This window comes from Emticicia aquatilis (assembly GCF_014644295.1).
Lineage (GTDB): Bacteria > Bacteroidota > Bacteroidia > Cytophagales > Spirosomataceae > Emticicia > Emticicia aquatilis.
The window spans coordinates 427,029-443,848 of the sequence record NZ_BMKK01000001.1; the positions used below are offsets into that span (position 1 = coordinate 427,029).

At 37.5% G+C, this 16,820-nt stretch carries 11 protein-coding genes; 6 read left to right on the forward strand and 5 right to left on the reverse strand.

The genetic code is table 11. The annotated features are described in order from the left end of the window. Positions 1-51: 51 nt before the first annotated feature. A complete protein-coding gene (gene rsmA / locus IEX65_RS01840; RefSeq protein ID WP_188764061.1) occupies positions 52-831 on the reverse strand; it encodes a 16S rRNA (adenine(1518)-N(6)/adenine(1519)-N(6))-dimethyltransferase RsmA in 780 nt (259 codons plus the stop codon). A 148-nt stretch (positions 832-979) separates the two neighbouring features. On the opposite strand from rsmA, the gene IEX65_RS01845 reads away from it, so the two are divergent. Then, positions 980-2,002, forward strand: a complete 1,023-nt coding sequence (locus IEX65_RS01845; protein ID WP_188764063.1) for a DUF3500 domain-containing protein — start codon at positions 980-982, stop codon at positions 2,000-2,002. Between the two features lie 378 nt (positions 2,003-2,380). Continuing rightward, the gene (locus tag IEX65_RS01850; protein WP_188764065.1) at positions 2,381-4,801 is read left to right on the forward strand and encodes a TonB-dependent receptor; all 2,421 of its coding nucleotides are present in this window, start codon (positions 2,381-2,383) and stop codon (positions 4,799-4,801) included. A 6-nt stretch (positions 4,802-4,807) separates the two neighbouring features. Here the strand turns inward: IEX65_RS01850 and IEX65_RS01855 are convergent, their stop codons facing one another. Further along, positions 4,808-5,809, reverse strand: coding sequence for an AlbA family DNA-binding domain-containing protein (locus tag IEX65_RS01855; protein WP_188764067.1), 1,002 nt, complete (start codon positions 5,807-5,809; stop codon positions 4,808-4,810). A gap of 159 nt (positions 5,810-5,968) precedes the next feature. Here IEX65_RS01855 and IEX65_RS01860 point away from each other — a divergent pair, with 159 nt between their 5' ends. Both IEX65_RS01860 and IEX65_RS01865 read left to right on the forward strand, forming a co-directional pair. After that, complete coding sequence (locus IEX65_RS01860; RefSeq protein WP_188764069.1) at positions 5,969-9,271, forward strand: PAS domain-containing hybrid sensor histidine kinase/response regulator; 3,303 nt, start codon at positions 5,969-5,971, stop codon at positions 9,269-9,271. 279 nt (positions 9,272-9,550) lie between these two features. After that, on the forward strand, positions 9,551-12,082 hold the full coding sequence (locus IEX65_RS01865) for a T9SS type A sorting domain-containing protein (RefSeq protein WP_188764071.1): 2,532 nt from the start codon (positions 9,551-9,553) through the stop codon (positions 12,080-12,082). Positions 12,083-12,148: 66 nt separating this feature from the next. Here IEX65_RS01865 and lysM read toward each other — a convergent pair whose 3' ends face one another. After that, positions 12,149-12,607 (reverse strand): peptidoglycan-binding protein LysM, encoded by a 459-nt coding sequence (lysM, locus tag IEX65_RS01870; RefSeq protein ID WP_188764073.1) that lies wholly within the window; start codon positions 12,605-12,607, stop codon positions 12,149-12,151. A gap of 340 nt (positions 12,608-12,947) precedes the next feature. Here lysM and IEX65_RS01875 point away from each other — a divergent pair, with 340 nt between their 5' ends. Beyond that, the gene (locus IEX65_RS01875; RefSeq protein ID WP_188764076.1) at positions 12,948-13,715 is read left to right on the forward strand and encodes a DUF2927 domain-containing protein; all 768 of its coding nucleotides are present in this window, start codon (positions 12,948-12,950) and stop codon (positions 13,713-13,715) included. A gap of 130 nt (positions 13,716-13,845) precedes the next feature. Beyond that, the gene (locus tag IEX65_RS01880; protein WP_188764078.1) at positions 13,846-14,394 is read left to right on the forward strand and encodes a nuclear transport factor 2 family protein; all 549 of its coding nucleotides are present in this window, start codon (positions 13,846-13,848) and stop codon (positions 14,392-14,394) included. 260 nt (positions 14,395-14,654) lie between these two features. Here the strand turns inward: IEX65_RS01880 and IEX65_RS01885 are convergent, their stop codons facing one another. Beyond that, entirely contained in the window at positions 14,655-15,371 is a 717-nt protein-coding gene (locus IEX65_RS01885; protein ID WP_188764079.1) for an alpha/beta fold hydrolase, read from the reverse strand. Positions 15,372-15,524: 153 nt separating this feature from the next. Then, the gene (gene clpX, locus IEX65_RS01890) at positions 15,525-16,787 is read right to left on the reverse strand and encodes an ATP-dependent Clp protease ATP-binding subunit ClpX (RefSeq protein WP_188764081.1); all 1,263 of its coding nucleotides are present in this window, start codon (positions 16,785-16,787) and stop codon (positions 15,525-15,527) included. Positions 16,788-16,820 lie beyond the last annotated feature (33 nt).

A 16,820-nucleotide genomic window follows, 5' to 3' on the forward strand; every position in this document is an offset into this window, starting at 1 on the left:
TTCTTATGTAGGCTGTGTATGTATTTTTAGTCTTTGAGTTCGAGACTTTTACTAAGCATTTTCGGCAAACAAATTAGTCAATAAAATAAAATCAGCCACGCCCAGTTGTTCGGCACGTTTGTTTAGCAAATCATGCTCAAAATTCAAACCCAGCGGCTTGAGTGCATTGCGGAGTGTCTTGCGTCGTTGATTAAAACCAGCCTTTACAACCTGCACAAATTTCTTTTCGTTGCAGTCCAGTTTCTCTACGCTATTTCTCTTCAAACGAATAATGCCCGAATCAACCTTTGGTGGTGGAATAAAGGCTTCTGGGTAAACCGTAAAACTATATTCAATATCATAATAAGCCTGTAAAAACACGCTCAAAATACCATAATCTTTTTTCCCCGGCCCAGAAGCAATGCGTTGAGCCACCTCTTTTTGAAGCATACATACAATTTCTTGCACCAAATCTTTATGCTCTAAAACCTTGAAGAATATCTGCGAAGAAATGTTATACGGCAAGTTTCCGATGATGCCAAAAGGCTCGTTTTCGGTACCGAAAATCTTACTCAGATTCATTTGCAAGAAATCTTCCGAGAAGATACGGCCTCTGAGCATCGGAAAATGCTCGTTGAGATAAGTCACAGACTCACGGTCAATTTCTACTACAAAAGTCTCGCAGTCAGTTCTTTGTAATAAATATTGGGTCAAAACTCCCATTCCTGGGCCTATTTCCAATACTTTTTTGTATCCACCATGCAGCGATTGCAGATTGACGATTTTCTGAGCAGCATCTAAATCTTTCAAGAAATGCTGGCCGAGGTGTTTTTTTGCTTTTACTTTTTCCATAGGTCAAAATTACGTCTTTCTTTTTATACTTACCTCAAATTTTTTATTTAGGTTTTGTGATATTTTTAATCAATTTTCAATTTACAATTCTCCATTTTAAATTCTTAATCACTTATCTTTATAGATTATTCAACCTCAAATTTTAACAATGAAAAATCTTATTTTTGTTATTTTATTTTACACCTGTTTTAACACCATTTCTTTTGCACAAAACAGTTCGGCAGGTTCTTTGGCTGCTGCAAAAGCATTTTTGGCTACTTTAGATAAAGAGCAACTCGCCATCATCAATTATCCTTACGAATCGGAAGAGCGAAGCAATTGGTATTTTATTCCGAAAGAACGCAATGGTTTATGGTTAAAATCAATGACTGATGTACAAAAAGCGGCAGCCATGAATTTATTAAAGTCAACTTTAAGTGAGCAAGGTCAAGAAAAAGCCATTGCTATTATTCAATTGGAAATTATCTTGAAAGAACTTGAAAATATACCCAACAGCGACCGTCGAAATCCATTGAAATATTATTTTACGATTTTTGGAAAACCAGATGCTAAAAGCTTTTGGGGATGGCGTGTAGAAGGACATCATTTATCACTCAATTTTACTTCTGAAAACAATAAAATTGTATCAGGAACACCGCTTTTCATGGGAAATAATCCTGCGATTGTGCCAAGTGGAGAACAAAAAGGTTATCAAATTTTAAAGAACGAATGTAATTTTGCTTTTGAATTATTAAATTCATTTGATGAAAAACAATTAAAAAAAGCGATTGCCTCACCAGTTGCTCCTTATGATATGTTTACACTTAATAGTAAGCAATTTGGCAGATTACCCGAAGAAGGTATTTTATACACAGATATGACCAAAGAGCAACAAATAAAATTGATGCAAATAGTTAGTCTTTATGTAAAAAATTATCCTTTTGGTTTTGCTGATGAATTTATGAATAAAATTGAAAAAGCGGGCTTAGATAAATTGCGTTTTGTTTGGATGGGCGAAAAGCAATATGGAGGCAAAGGGCATTATTACAGAATTCAGAATGATGTACTTTTGATTGAATATGACAATACGCAAAACAATGCCAATCATGTGCATACAGTTGTCCGAGATTTTACGAATGATTTTGGCGAAGATATGCTCAGAAGACATTATGCACTGGAGCATAAAAAGTAATAAATCAATCTATTAACTATCAAATATTTAAAAAATCAATAAATTGGTTAAGATAAATCTAAGCCTATAAACTTAGTTTTTCTTAACCAATTTTAATTTAAAGCAAGCCAATATTCTGAAGGAAGAATCATTATTATTGAAACGTAAAATTTGAGTTTATTTACCACGGAAGCACTGATTTTAAGATTTACACAGAATGAATCGCCGTGAAAATCTATGCAAACAGCGAACTACTTCTCTATGCCTACTTGACAAACAAAATAGTCGAGTAATTCTACCAATTTATAGGATTTTAAGTCTCAGATGTATATTTATTAATAAAATATCACCTTTCATGCCTTAATTTGTACTATCCTATCTATTCAAAACTCAATCTAAATGAAATCGTTTTTACTGTCTTTAAGTCTGCTTTTTGTTGTCGAAAACTTGCTCTTTGCCCAAGCCAATACGAAAGCACAAGTAAAGGGAATTATTGTTGATGCTACCACAAGCGAGCCATTGAGCTTTGCGAGTATTCGTATTTCCAATAGCTCTGATAATAAGCTCGTTACAGGAAATATCACAAACGATAAAGGCGAATTTTCGATTCCTGCACCTTACGGAAATTATGTGGTTGAGATTGAATACATGGGTTATAAAAATGCCAAAACTGCCAGTTTTTCGGTTACTAAAGAAAACCCAACGCATGATTTTGGAAAAATAAAATTAGAGTCATCGGCCAATGCCTTGAAAGAAGTTGTGGTGCAAGCCGAGAAGAGTTCGATGGAAATGAAACTCGACAAGAGGGTTTTCAATGTCGGAAAAGATTTGGCGAATGCGGGTGGGTCTGCTTCGGATATTCTGACCAATATTCCATCGGTTTCGGTTGACCCAGATGGTGGCGTAAAGCTCCGTGGAAGCGATAACGTAAGAATTTTGATTGATGGAAAACCATCAGGTTTAGTAAGTTTCAAAGGCGGTGCAGGATTACAATCGCTACAAGCAAGCATGATTGAGCGAGTGGAAGTAATTACCAATCCATCGGCACGTTATGAGGCCGAAGGTATGGCAGGAATTATTAATATTGTCTTGAAAAAAGACCAAAAACAAGGATTTAATGGTTCTTTTGATATAATTACGGGACAACCAGTAAATTATGGCGGAGCGGCAAACATCAATTATCGTCACCGAAAAGTTAACTTTTTTGTCAATTATAGTATCGCTTATAATATTCGTCCCAATGTTTCGTCCATTAATCAAGAGCGTCGAAGTAACGATACAACATTTTTTCTAAAACAAAAAAATAATGGCGAACTCTTGGGTTTCAATACCAACATCAGAGGCGGGCTTGATTATTTTTTCAATGATAAAAACACGCTTACGGCCTCTTACCTTTATCGCCGAAGCAAGGCTCGCCGAATCACCAATTTACGCTACGAAGATTATACCTTTACCAATACAAATCTGACGGGCATTAGCAAGCGTAAGCAAGACGAACGAGAAACCGAACCAAACTCAGAATATGTACTGAGTTACAAGAAAACTTACGCAAAAAAAGGCCAAGAATTCAACGCCGAAGTACGTTTCTTAGATAACTGGGAAAGCTCTAACCAACTTTTCACCCAAGAATATTTCACGCCAAGCGAAACACCGATTGCCTCGAAATCATTGGTTCAGAATTCCTTAAATGATGAATACGAAAAACAATGGTTGTTTCAGATTGATTATGTGCAGCCCATTGGAAAAGAGGGAAAATTTGAGACAGGTGCAAGAAGTAGTTTCCGAAACATGGTGAATGATTATGTTGTAAATCAAAAAAACGAACAAGGGCAGTTTGTGGTTGTACCAGGACTAAAAAACTACTTTATTTATGATGAAAACATTCATGCCGCTTATGCCATTTTGGGAAATAAAACTAAGCAGTTTTCGTATCAAGCAGGGTTACGTGCCGAATGGACAGATGTAAAAACAACCCTCCGAGAAACCAACGAAGTAAACCCACGTAAATACGCAAATTTGTTTCCGAGTGTGCATTTGACGTATGCTTTACCGCAAGAAAATTCACTCCAAATCGGTTATAGTCGCCGTGTTCGTCGTCCATTTTATAATGATTTGAGTCCGTTTTCAACGTTTTCTGATAATCGAAATTTCTTTAGCGGAAATCCAAATCTAAATCCTGAATTTAGCAATGTTTACGAAATCGGACACATCAAATACTTCGATAAAGGCTCACTTGGCTCGTCGGTTTACTACCGAGATACAGATGGAAAAATCGAGCGTATCCGTCAAGTAAATGCGTCAGGATTTGCAAGCACTCGACCAGAAAACTTATTGGGCGAACAAGCCTACGGCGTAGAATTTACGAGCCAGTATAATCTTGCCAAATGGTGGAAATTTGATTTCAATTTTAACCTTTTCCATGCCGAAATTGATGGTAGTAATATTGACAAAACCTACAAACGTGAAACCAACAGTTGGTTTGTGCGTCAGACCTCACGTTTTTCGCTTCCAAAAGGCTTAGATATGCAGTTAAGAGCCAACTACGAAGCCAAACAAAAGACCGTACAAGGCACTCGCCTACCACTTTATTATTTCGATTTATCGGCCAGTAAAGATATTCTGAAAGGTAACGGAACACTCAATTTTAGCGTACTTGATGTATTTAATACCCGCAAATTTAGAAGCATTACCGAAGGCACAACCTTCCGTACCGAAGGCAGTTCACAATTCAGAAGACGCCAATTTAACCTAACGCTCAACTACCGCATCAAACAATCGAAAGGTGCAGGTAAAGGTAAGAAATTGGAATTGGAGGGTTGATAAAAGTTAAGTAAGTTCAAATGATATATTTTGAATTAAAGAACCTTTTATAAAATCATCGCTTCTCACAGTAATAGTTGCATCAACTTTACATGGTTTGCTATTTACAGGAATGTAAATTAAATGTTGATAAAAGACGTCCTTCTTAATCGAATTTTGAGCTATTCGAATTGCAGAAGCTTCATTTTTTCGTTTTTTCAATTTGACAAAAACCTCAAATTCTAAATTTTTATAGGTAACATTAAAAATATCTGCGTCCATAGTCTCAAAACCTATTGAATAAGGAGTAAAGAGAGATGAAGAATTCTTCCTTTCTTTTGTTTTTAGATACCTTTTAAGGTCAACTTTTGAAAGTAACTCGCAGTCTTTATTTTTATAAACCCTCATTTCTACATCACAACAAATTGATTTATTAGAATTGTTTATTATATCTAAATCAATACATTTATATCCCGATAAGTACTCATCTGTTGTCTCTCTTATTGTAGGAACTACAACTATGTCACTTTTTCTATCTTTTGAATGGTATTTATAATTATAGATATCATCTATTTCCTTCCTGCCAATTTTTGTTGTTGATGAGCCAATTCTAACATATCCATCACCACGCTTGAATTGTTGTACGTTGTTTTCTATTTTAAAATCTTTTTTAAAGAGATATGGTTTATCTGCATTATCATAGATTCTAAAATAAGCTATCAACTTATCACCATACTTTATCGACCTATACTCAAAATTAATAGCTGGTTCAATATACTCTCTGATAAATTCTTGGTATTTGGCATCGTCAATAGGATTATCTACTTCAAGAATTGTTTTCTCTACCCCATCTTTAACACCAATAATTATATACTTATCATCATCTGAAAGATGGTTTGCAAAAGCCATAATATCTTTGAGTAATTCTCCTTTTTTGGGATTTTTACCTAATTGATATTGTTCTGTTTTATAATCTAATTTGAAACTTTCCGATTCATATTCAATCAATCGTTTTATGACATCTTCCATATTTTTAAAGATTATATTGCTCGCAACATAACATATTCTCTCTTAATCTCAAAGATTTTATTTTTAAACAGCCAAGTAAACCTATATTATACTTGAAAATTTCTATACTCCTCCTTTCTTCTTATATTTACCGCATTATTAATTCTATTGTTTTGCGGTATGCTCACAGAAAAATCCAACGAAGAACTTTTGTTCGAAATCGAAAAGCTAAAAGTACAACTTTCACAAACCGAACACCAACAAAGCATCGACCAGCTACAAGATTTGGTAGATAATACCTCCGAAATCATCATGTTGCTATCGTTGAGTGGGCGTTTTTTGTTTGTAAATACTGCTTTTCGTGAAGCTTTTGGATATTCTGATGCCGAACTTTCGCAACTTACGCTTCGAGAGATGCTTCATCCGCAATTTGCTGATGAAACCCTCGACACACTCCAACGCATCAAAGATGGAGACGAACAAGTAGTTGATTTTCAGACAGTTGTACGAAACAAAGAAGGAAAAAGAGTTTATTTACTGGGTGATATTAGTTGTAGATTTGAGAACGGCAAACCCACGGCGTTCCGTTGCTTGTTTCGTGACATTACCCAACGAAGACGTGCCGAAAAAGCTCAACAGCTTTATTATACTATCGCACAGCTTAACCTCAATACGCCAAATCTGCAAGAATTCTTGACACAAGTTCATGCCGAATTGCAGAAAAATATGCAGGCCAATAACTTTTTCGTGGCTCTTTTTGAACCCGACGAAGGTACGATTCATTTTCCCTATTTTATTGATGAATACTCCGAAACCGAAGAAAATTATCACCGTCGGAAACTCGGAAATGGAATCGTAGAGTATTCAATGGTGCAAAATAAACCATTGTTTTTGTCGAATGAAGACATCAAGAAACTCGTCGAAGTTGATAAAATTTACTTCTATGGTTCGTCACTCCCCGAAGTCATGCTTTGCGTACCGCTTCATGTAGGAGACCGCACAACGGGCGTTATCGGCGTAAAGTCGTACAGCGACCGTAACAAATTCAATATCAGAGACTTAGAGTTGCTCGAATTCGTTTCGGGGCAAGTAGCAGTTGCCCTCGTTCGTAAACAAAAAGAAGAAGATTTACTTCGCCAAACTTCTCGCCTGAATGCAGTTTTTGATAGTGGTTCACACGTAATCTGGACCGTAAATCAGAAGCGACAGCTAAGTTCTTTCAACAAAAACTACGTCAATCTGATTCAGCGAAACTTGGGAACTTTACCCGAAATCAACATGAGCATCGAAAAGCTCGGTTGGAAACTTATTTCGCCCGAAGACCGCCCAATTTTACGTGAAAAATACAACGAGGCTTTCACAGGAAAACCACAGTATTTTGAAATGCACTGGGGAAATATTGACGGTGGCGACGATTGGTATGAGTTTTTTTTGAATCCAATTCTTTCGTCAGAAAGTGGACAAGTGGAAGAGGTTTCTGGCATTGCCCAAAACATCACTGATAAGAAAAATTCGACGATAACGCTCCAAAAAAGTGAGCAGAAGTTTAGAGATACCATCGAATCATTCATTGATATTTATTATCGAACCGATTTGGGCGGAAATATCACCATGATTTCTCCGTCGGTGCTAACTCACACGGGATACAGCGTGGGCGAAGTAATGGGCAATAAAGTGGACAAGTTTTTTGAAAATGCCATTGATAGCTCGAAAAATATCAAAGGTTTACTAAAAGCGGGTAGTATTACAAACTTTGAGGTAGTTGTAAAGCGTAAAAATGGCGAACTCCGCCAGTTTATGCTTAATATACGAATGATTAAGGACTCAAAAGGCATTCCTATTGAGGTAGAAGGTGTGGCTCGTGATATTTCGGAATTAAAGAAAACTGCCGAAGAATTACTCATAGCCAAAGACGAGGCCGAACGCTCGCTCAAAGTGAAAGAAAGATTCTTGGCAAATATGAGCCACGAGATTCGTACGCCAATGAATGGAGTAATCGGTATGATAGATTTGATGTACGAAACGCCACTCAACCCTGAGCAGAAAGACTATGTACAGACCATCAAAAAATCGTCGGAGACTTTGCTTACAATTCTAAACGATATTCTTGATTTATCGAAAATCGAAGCGGGAAAAATGGATTTACACAATGCTCCGCTCGATATTAAGGAAATCTTGGAGCGATTAGTAGCACTTTTCCGCCAACGAGCCATCGAAAAAAACAACAAAGTCAGCTACCACATAGCCGAAGATGTGCCTGCCTATCTGATAGCCGACCAAACTCGTTTGTTGCAGATTTTCTCAAATCTTACTTCAAATGCTCTCAAATTCACCGAAAATGGCAGTGTAACTATCTCACTATCAAAGGTCTCTTCCAACGGTAAAATCCACGTTTTGCGAGGCGAAATTACGGATACAGGTATCGGTATTTCGGAAGCAGACCAAAAACTTTTGTTTGGGGCCTTCCAGCAAGTAGATAATTCGACCAAAAAATCATTTGGTGGAACGGGACTCGGTTTAGCTATTTCTCGTGAACTTTGCCGATTGATGAAAGGCGATATGGGTGTGATTTCTGAGCAAGGCAAAGGCAGCACCTTCTGGTTTACGATTGAGGTTCGCTCAACAACCATCAGCCCAAGCGTGAGCGAAAACAACGAAAACGAAATCAAACTGACCGATTTCTTCAGTAGTCATACACCAAAAATATTGTTGGTAGATGATAATCAAGTAAACCGTAAGGTTGCCTCCGAGATTCTGATAAAAGCTGGTTGTGAGGTAATTACGGCCGATAGCGGAGCAAAAGCCATTGAAGTTTTTGGCGAAAAGCACAACTTCGACGTAATTTTTATGGATATTCAAATGCCTGAGATGGATGGTATTGAAACTACCAAACGCTTGCGTGAATTATACGGAAGTTCGTTGCCGAAGATAGTTGCCATGACGGCCTACTCAATGCAGCACGACCGAGAAAGATTCTTGAACGAAGGCATGGACGACTATGTTCCGAAGCCAATTCGTGCATCAATTCTAATTCAGAAAGTGAATGAAATTGTGCCAAACGCAAAGACAAAAACAGAAACCATAGTAGAAACGCCAAAACCAGTCGAAGTATCGGTAGCTCAAAATACGAATAGCCCGATAAATCCTTCATTACCAACTTTTGATATGGAAGTGGTGAATCAACTCAAAGAAATGGTGGGTGAAGAAATGCTAATTTCAGTCTTTGAAGATTTCGAGCGAGAAGCCGAAGAGCAAATTCAAAACGCCAAAAATGCGTATCCCGATGATGTAAAAACTATTCAAAGAGAACTTCACACCCTCAAAGGGAACTCTGGAACTATCGGCTTGGCACGCATCCATGACATTACCGAAATCATCGAAGTTCCTTCAAAAACAGGAGATTTAACTCATTTTCAAGAAAATCTGGTCTTTCTGGAGGAAGAATTTCAGATTTTCAGAGAGAAATATAAGACTTTGCTTTGATAAAATACAAAAGAGGTAGTGTAAATCCCATACACTACCTCTTTTATATAACTTAAAATTATCTCCTATCTGTAATTTTTGGCACGGGCTTTCTCATTTTACCGCTCAATAAAATATCATCGAGTTTACTCAAAACTTAGCTGCTATTTCCTTACAAGACCCATCAATTTGTTACCTTTAGGGAAAAATACAGTCAAAAAAAATCCTTCGGCAAAATTTTTGCTGTATGAAATGCACGCTGTTGTCACGATGAAAAAATTGAGCGAGTCCCTTATATAAATGAAAAAAGTAAAAATTTTAATACTTACAATGCTTCTACTGACGGGGCAAGGCAAAATGCTATTGGCACAATTTGTCTGCGGTAGTCCCTCGCCAAGCGAAGCACAAAAAAAAGAATTACTTGAGCTATTTCAGAAGTTTACTCAACAAAAAAATAGCAGAGCAATTACCAATTATAGAGTAGCGGTAAAAGCCAATGTAGTATCGGCCAATAATGCCAGTAGTTTTTTGAGCGAATCAGATGTGAGGGCGATAATCAATAACGCCAATACGTATCTTCAAAATATCAATATCCAGCTTTATCTCTACAACGATAAAGTCTATCAAATCAAAAACGACCAATACGCTGATTTCAAAATAGTCGATGAGGCTGCTCTTCGCCAAGCCAACGACGTTTCTGATGCCATCAATATTTATTTTGTCAAATATATTACGCTCCAAAACCTCACTATTCTGAGTGGATATGCAGCCTTGCCAAGCTATTCGGCCAGCACTAATCGTATTTTCTATTCATACTTTGAGCGAACCGAAGACGACTTCAATAACCTAAAAAACAAAACTTTCCTCCACGAAATTGGACATTACTTTGGTCTTTTACATACTTTTCAAGATAGCAATAACCCAGATATAAGCAAAAGAGAATTAGTCACTCGTGGAGCCGGCTCAAATTGCGTAACAACAGGCGACCAACTTTGCGACACTCCTGCCGACCCTTTTGAGCGTTTGCCACTTATTTATGCTTATAATTGCGACCAAAAAACACCTGCCGACCTGCAAGATGCCAATGGTGAAACTTTCAGCCCACCCATTGATAATATTATGTCGTATCAGCAGCGTTGTGGTAATATCTTCACCGAGCAACAATATCAAAAAATGCAAGCTTCGTTTGCTATTCGTTTTTCTCCGCTGGCTGAATATCAGATTACTGCAAGAAGTGCTAATTTCCTTACAATCAATACACTCGACAAAAAGGTTTATTGCGTGGGAGATTCTCTAAAAATTAGTTTCGACTTAGAAGGAATGTTTGAGAATAACAATCAACTTTTTGTAGATATTTCGGATAAAAATGGCAAAAACTTTCAACGAATTGAATCAAAGTTTGTGGCTGATAAAATTGCCATCAAGCTGCCATTTTCTCTGCCCGAAGGCGACGACTATCGTGTTCGCCTAACAGCCACACGCCCCGAAACCATCAGTCCAATAAGCGAGCATTTTGCGGTCAGAACCTACCCCAACGCTACTATTTCAAGTACTAAAAGCAGTATTAATGCTGGCGAAAGTACTGATTTGGTCGTAAGTTTGGGTGGTAGTGGCACTTGGTCATTTCAGTTATCGGATGGAACATTGGTAGAGAATTTTCGACAAAATTCATACGTAGTCTCTCGAACTCCCGCCGAAAGCACAACTTATTCGGTAGTTTCGGTAAAAAACATGTGTGGAACAGGTAGCACAGGCAACTCGGCATCAGTCAATGTAGTTCAGCCACAAATCCAAGCAGAAGCATTATCAACCAGTACGATTTGCCAAGGTCAAAGCATCAGATTATCAATATCAATAGTTGGAAAACTTTCGAGCAATAGTCAACTCGTCATTCAAATTTCAGACCCAACAGGTAATAATTTTACCGATTTACCAACGCAAGTTTCGTTGTTTACACTTTCGGCTCAAATTCCTCCTGGTTTTCAAACAGGTACGGGTTATCGTATAAAAGTCGCCGCCAAAAATACTGAATATTTCAGTTCTGTTCTGGGGCCATTCAGCATCATTACCCCTCCGTCGCCGCCAGTTGTTGTAGAAAACTATAGTTTTTGTCAAAACAGCGAAACATCGCCTTTAACCGCCACAGGTACAAACCTAAAATGGTACACTGGCGAACTTGACGTAAAACCATTTTTAAATATTACTCCTCCAACGGGAAACTCAGGTACTTATAGCTACTATGTCAGCCAAAGCAATAGTTATGGGTGTGAAAGTAAAAGAGCCAAAATAAATGTCACAATTATCCCGCTTGCTACTGCAATCATCAGTGGTGATGTTTCGATGCTCAAAGGCGACAGCACTTTATTAAACGTAAACCTCACAGGCGAACTACCGATTGAATTAAAGTTGTCAGACGGCCGCTCATTTATTTGTAATAAAACACCTTTCCCGATTGAGGTAAGACCCACAAAATCAACTACTTACAGCATAAAAGAAATCAAAAACTCGTGTGGTATAGGTATTGTAAACGGTAGTGCAAAGATTACAGTTTTAGAGCCATTAGCCGATGAAGAAGCTGTTATAGAGCAAGTAAAAGTTTATCCCAACCCCACAAGCGAGCAAGTCTTTGTTGAATTTGTGAGTAGCACATCTCAAAATTCAAGCATAAATATCATTGATGTTGGCGGTAAAATAATCCAAACAAGAAATATAAAAGGACTGGGAAAACAACACGAAGTATTCGATGTGAGTAGTTATTCGGCTGGTATTTATTTCATCAAAACCGACTCCGATAAGCGGGTTTCTATCAAAAAACTTATCATCGAAAAATAAACAATCACTAAAAAAGCCTTTCCTGCAAACGCAAGAAAGGCTTTCATATAAATTCTCTTTACAAGATTAAAGAGCAGGAATTCTTAATACTTGACCTGGATAGATTTTATCAGGGTGTGTAAGCATCGGCTTGTTAGCTTCAAAAATCACAGGATATTTCATCATATCACCGTAGTAAGTTTTAGCAATTTTTGAAAGTGTATCACCACTCACAACAGTATGGAATTGAGCTTCTGGTTCAGGAGTAGCTACTACCAATTGGTTATCAACTACGTGTACGCCTTCTACATTTCCTACTGCTAATGCAATTTTCTCTGCATCTTCTTGCTTGTCAACTTCACCAACTAAGGTTACGGTATCACCAGCAATTTTAACAGTAAGGGTGTTGAATGGCAAACCAAGTTTTTGAACGTGAGCCAATAAAGCACTTGCTTTCAATTCTTCTTTTTGTTCTACTGGAGCAGCCTCTTCTTTGTGTCCGAAAAGTTTTTCGCCCACACCTTTAAAAAATGACATTAATCCCATTTTGTGTAATTTTTGTTTTGGAGTAAATAAAATTTAACTATTACAAATGTATTAAAAACTTAGTTTCCGCAAGATAAAAATCATTTTTTTTATAAATTTATTTACTTTTCGGTAACAATCCCAGCTTCCTTCTACATTTACATCCCTTCTGACGTAATTTATTCAGAAAGTAACAAATTATATTTTTTTTCGTTAAATAATTATAATCGCTATTCTCAAACACAAAAAATAAAAGATTTTTTAGGTTTTGATGGTACGAAATTTGCTCTGTTTTTAGTTGATTTTTCACACAAAACCCTATAAAATTCTATTGAGACAAGTGAAATAAAATTTAGCCAAAATGAAAATTGCCTTTGCCGTAACCGCAGTATCATTAGTTTTTCTGACGATTGCTTGCCAAACTTCAGAAGAAAATATTACCCCAGCTACTAATACAACTACCAATTCGACCAATAATACAACAACAACATCCACCACAACAACCGTAAAACCCAGTAGTCAAGAAATATACGATACTTTTGTGAGGCTTGCTTTAAAGAATTCGGCAGGCACTGCAGCAATGACCATTAGAAAATGGTTGCCAACCAAAACTCAAATTAAAGTATATTGGGACGGCGGCCGAACCACCACTCTATTGAGTGCTTTAGATAAAGTGATGGCCGACATGAATACTTTGAATAAATACAACAAGATGGTCAGAACCGAAGTTGTAGCTGAAGCTGATATTATCATAAACAGAGTTGAAGCGGCCACTCATAATAGCAAATATACCAGCTTTCAGGTGAGCAATAGTTCGGTTCAAGGTACTACCTTTACTCAATGGTCGAGCGATGCCATAACCAAAGCAGTAGTTTGGCTTTCGCCCACAACACCAAGCAATTTGCAAAATGGTGTTTTACGCCATGAGCTAACACACGCCTTGGGCATTGGTCACACCGAAAATACAAAGTCGATAATGATACCCGTGATGAGTAGTAATAATTATGATTTTAATACTTTTTCGATTTTAGACCAGCGAATCATACAAATCTTGTCTGATAATAGAGTAAAACAAGGAAACACCGAAGCAAATATTAGTGCCGTAATAAAGGAATACGCCGCCAAATAAAAATAATCATTTGGCTATCAGCATCATAAAAACAAAACTTAGTCAATTTTTAAATTTAGAAATTAGATAATAGCAATAGTAAAAAAATATTTTCGTTAATTTACCACAAGATTAAAACATATCTATACCGATGAAATTGAACAAATCATTATTTGCATTGATAGCTTTATTGGGTATTTCGGTAAGCACCTTTGCTCAATCAGAAGACGACGCTATTAAAGAAACAATCAATAATTACTTAGATGGCGGTGCTGTGGGCGACACGGCTCGTTTGAATCGTGCATTTTTTCCTTATGCCAATCTCCGTAATTTGAGTAAAGAAGGGAAAGTTTCGGAAATGCCGGTGAAAAAATTCATTGCTGCCGTGCCTGCGGGTGGAGCAAAATGGACAAGCAAAATTGTAAATTATAGCTATGCTGGCACTGCAGCTACGGCCGTAACCGAAGAAGAATTACCAACTTTCAAATTCGTTGATTTCTTGAATCTCTTGAAAATCAATGGCGAATGGAAAATCGTAAGTCGTGTGTATTCGAGAGTTGAGAAAAACGTAGCAGTTGCTTCTTCAAGCCCAAGTGGTGGCGGTTTCTCTACTGCATCATCAGTAGCACCTGCTAAAGGAAATGCAGCAGCCAAAAAACCAGCTCCAAAACCAAAACCTTCGGATGATGGTTGGAAGTAACCCCCATCCCCTAAAGGGGAGTAATTGATATACAACAAAAGCCAGCAGGAATGTTGGCTTTTGTGCTTTTTGTGGGTGTAGAACAATTCAAATTTATCTTAATGCTGGAAGGTTTTTAACGCACTTAGGGAAGAGAGAAGCCCTTCCCTGTTTGAGAGCTTCGTCTTTATTAATAGGGCGATGCCCTATCTTAATTTCTAAAGACCCTTACAGGGTTAGCCATTACAAGCTTTTTATTGTGTTTGTCGCATATTAATCTTTCAAATCTTCGACAAAAAATTAGTTACGACCTTGGCACTTTCGGCTTGTTTTTCAAACATTCCTGCGTGAGCTACACCTTCTAATATCACACTGTGGTTATTTTTTAATAAAGCTATTTGTTCTTGGGCAGCCAATTTCGGCACGAAAGTATCTTTTTCACCCGCTAAAATCATAATTGGGTACGTGGCATCTTTCAAAACCTTGGTTTTATCTTCACGCCCACGCATAGCAACTTGGGCATTCATCAGGGCCTCTTTCGGGAAATAGGCATAACTTTCGATTTGCTTTTCGATAAAATCAGCATTTTTCTCCTTAAATTCTTCGGTAAACATATTCGGGTAAAATCCTTTGATAAATTTGGCCGTACCTTGCTGGTCAATCACACGAGCGGTTTTGAGGCGAATTTCTTTACGCTCTTCGTTATCTGCATAAGCCGAAGAATGAAAAAGTCCTAATCCTAAAACTTCTTTCGGAAATTTTTCAGCATAAGCCAAAGCGATGTATCCACCCATCGAATGACCAATGATTACAGATTCGGAAATACTGTTTTCATTCGTATATGCTTTTAACCAATCAGCATAGCCATCAATACTTTCGATATTAGTCAATGATGAGTAATCGGGGCAAAAATAAGTATGTTCGCTGGGTAAAAGTTTCAAAAAATCAGTCCAAACTGTGGCATCTTCGCCAAAACCGTGTAAGAAAATAACGTTCATATTGATTGTAGATTTAATTTGAGAAATATGCTGTGCTTAATTGACTAACCACAAAACGCCCAAAGTATTGTACAAAGGTCGCAAAGAAAGTTTTAAATAAAAAAGTCTCATTTCGCAAGCAAAATGAGACTTTAGAAGAAAATATTATTAAAACTAAGCAACCAATTTTAGCTGATAAAACGCCGAACGCTCAAACATATTTTGGGCGTAGTCAAGCGTAATCGTAAAGTTTTTGATTGACTTGTCAGAAGGAATTTCGTACATAATATCGGTCATGATTGCTTCACAAACCGAGCGTAAGCCCCTTGCACCGAGTTTAAACTCCATTGCTTGGTCAACGATAAACTCCAATACTTCTTCCGAAAATTCGAGTTTTACATCTTCCATCGCAAAAAGTTTTTTGTATTGTTTTACCAAAGCGTTTTTAGGCTCGGTAAGGATTCTACGAAGTGCCGAACGGTCGAGCGGGTTGAGATAAGTCAACAAAGGCAAACGACCAATCAATTCAGGAATCAAACCGAATGATTTTAGGTCTTGTTGAGTCACGAAACGCAGCAAACTTGTATCTGTCGAAAGGTCGATATTTTTACCAGTATTAGAGAACCCAATCGGACGAGTATTCATACGCTTGCCAATGTGGCGGTCGATACCATCGAAAGCCCCTCCACAAATAAACAAGATATTTTCGGTATTTATCTGAATCAATTTTTGCTCTGGGTGTTTGCGTCCGCCTTGCGGTGGCACGCTCACGATTGAGCCTTCCAATAATTTCAGAAGTCCTTGTTGCACACCTTCACCGCTTACATCACGCGTGATAGAAGGATTATCGCCTTTGCGGGCAATTTTATCAATTTCATCAATATAAACGATACCACGCTCGGCTAATTCTACATTAAAATCGGCCGCTTGAAGCAATCGACTCAAGATACTTTCTACGTCTTCGCCCACATAACCCGCTTCGGTAAGCACCGTTGCGTCGGCAATGGCAAATGGCACTTGAAGCACCTTTGCAATCGTACGAGCCAAGTAGGTTTTACCCGTACCAGTTTCGCCAACCATGATGATGTTCGACTTCTCAATCATTACATCGTCTTCACGTTTTGGCTGAGTTAGGCGTTTATAATGGTTATATACTGCCACACTCAAAACCTTTTTGGCTTCATCTTGCCCAATAATAAATTGGTCAAGGTGATTTTTGAGTTCAACTGGCGGTCTTAAATCAAACTTTGGTAATTCTGATTTCTTTTTCTTTTCTTTTTTCTGCGGAGCAACTCCACCATTTAATTCTTGTTGTACTAATTGAAAACCTTGTTCGACACAAAAATTACAGATATTAGCTTCTGACCCAGATATTAATAATTCAACTTCGTTTTTACGTCTGCCACAAAAAGAGCAATAAGCTTGTCCAGCATTCATTCGAGCGTATTTTTTTGATTTATCCTACAAAAT

Excerpts from the sequence above, each read along its gene's own strand:
- rsmA (WP_188764061.1), bottom strand. The coding sequence starts at position 831 with ATGGAAAAAGTAAAAGCAAAAAAACACCTCGGCCAGCATTTCTTGAAA.
- IEX65_RS01845 (WP_188764063.1), top strand. The coding sequence starts at position 980 with ATGAAAAATCTTATTTTTGTTATTTTATTTTACACCTGTTTTAACACC.
- IEX65_RS01850 (WP_188764065.1), top strand. The coding sequence starts at position 2,381 with ATGAAATCGTTTTTACTGTCTTTAAGTCTGCTTTTTGTTGTCGAAAAC.
- IEX65_RS01855 (WP_188764067.1), bottom strand. The coding sequence starts at position 5,809 with ATGGAAGATGTCATAAAACGATTGATTGAATATGAATCGGAAAGTTTC.
- IEX65_RS01860 (WP_188764069.1), top strand. The coding sequence starts at position 5,969 with ATGCTCACAGAAAAATCCAACGAAGAACTTTTGTTCGAAATCGAAAAG.
- IEX65_RS01865 (WP_188764071.1), top strand. The coding sequence starts at position 9,551 with ATGAAAAAAGTAAAAATTTTAATACTTACAATGCTTCTACTGACGGGG.
- lysM (WP_188764073.1), bottom strand. The coding sequence starts at position 12,607 with ATGGGATTAATGTCATTTTTTAAAGGTGTGGGCGAAAAACTTTTCGGA.
- IEX65_RS01875 (WP_188764076.1), top strand. The coding sequence starts at position 12,948 with ATGAAAATTGCCTTTGCCGTAACCGCAGTATCATTAGTTTTTCTGACG.
- IEX65_RS01880 (WP_188764078.1), top strand. The coding sequence starts at position 13,846 with ATGAAATTGAACAAATCATTATTTGCATTGATAGCTTTATTGGGTATT.
- IEX65_RS01885 (WP_188764079.1), bottom strand. The coding sequence starts at position 15,371 with ATGAACGTTATTTTCTTACACGGTTTTGGCGAAGATGCCACAGTTTGG.
- clpX (WP_188764081.1), bottom strand. The coding sequence starts at position 16,787 with ATGAATGCTGGACAAGCTTATTGCTCTTTTTGTGGCAGACGTAAAAAC.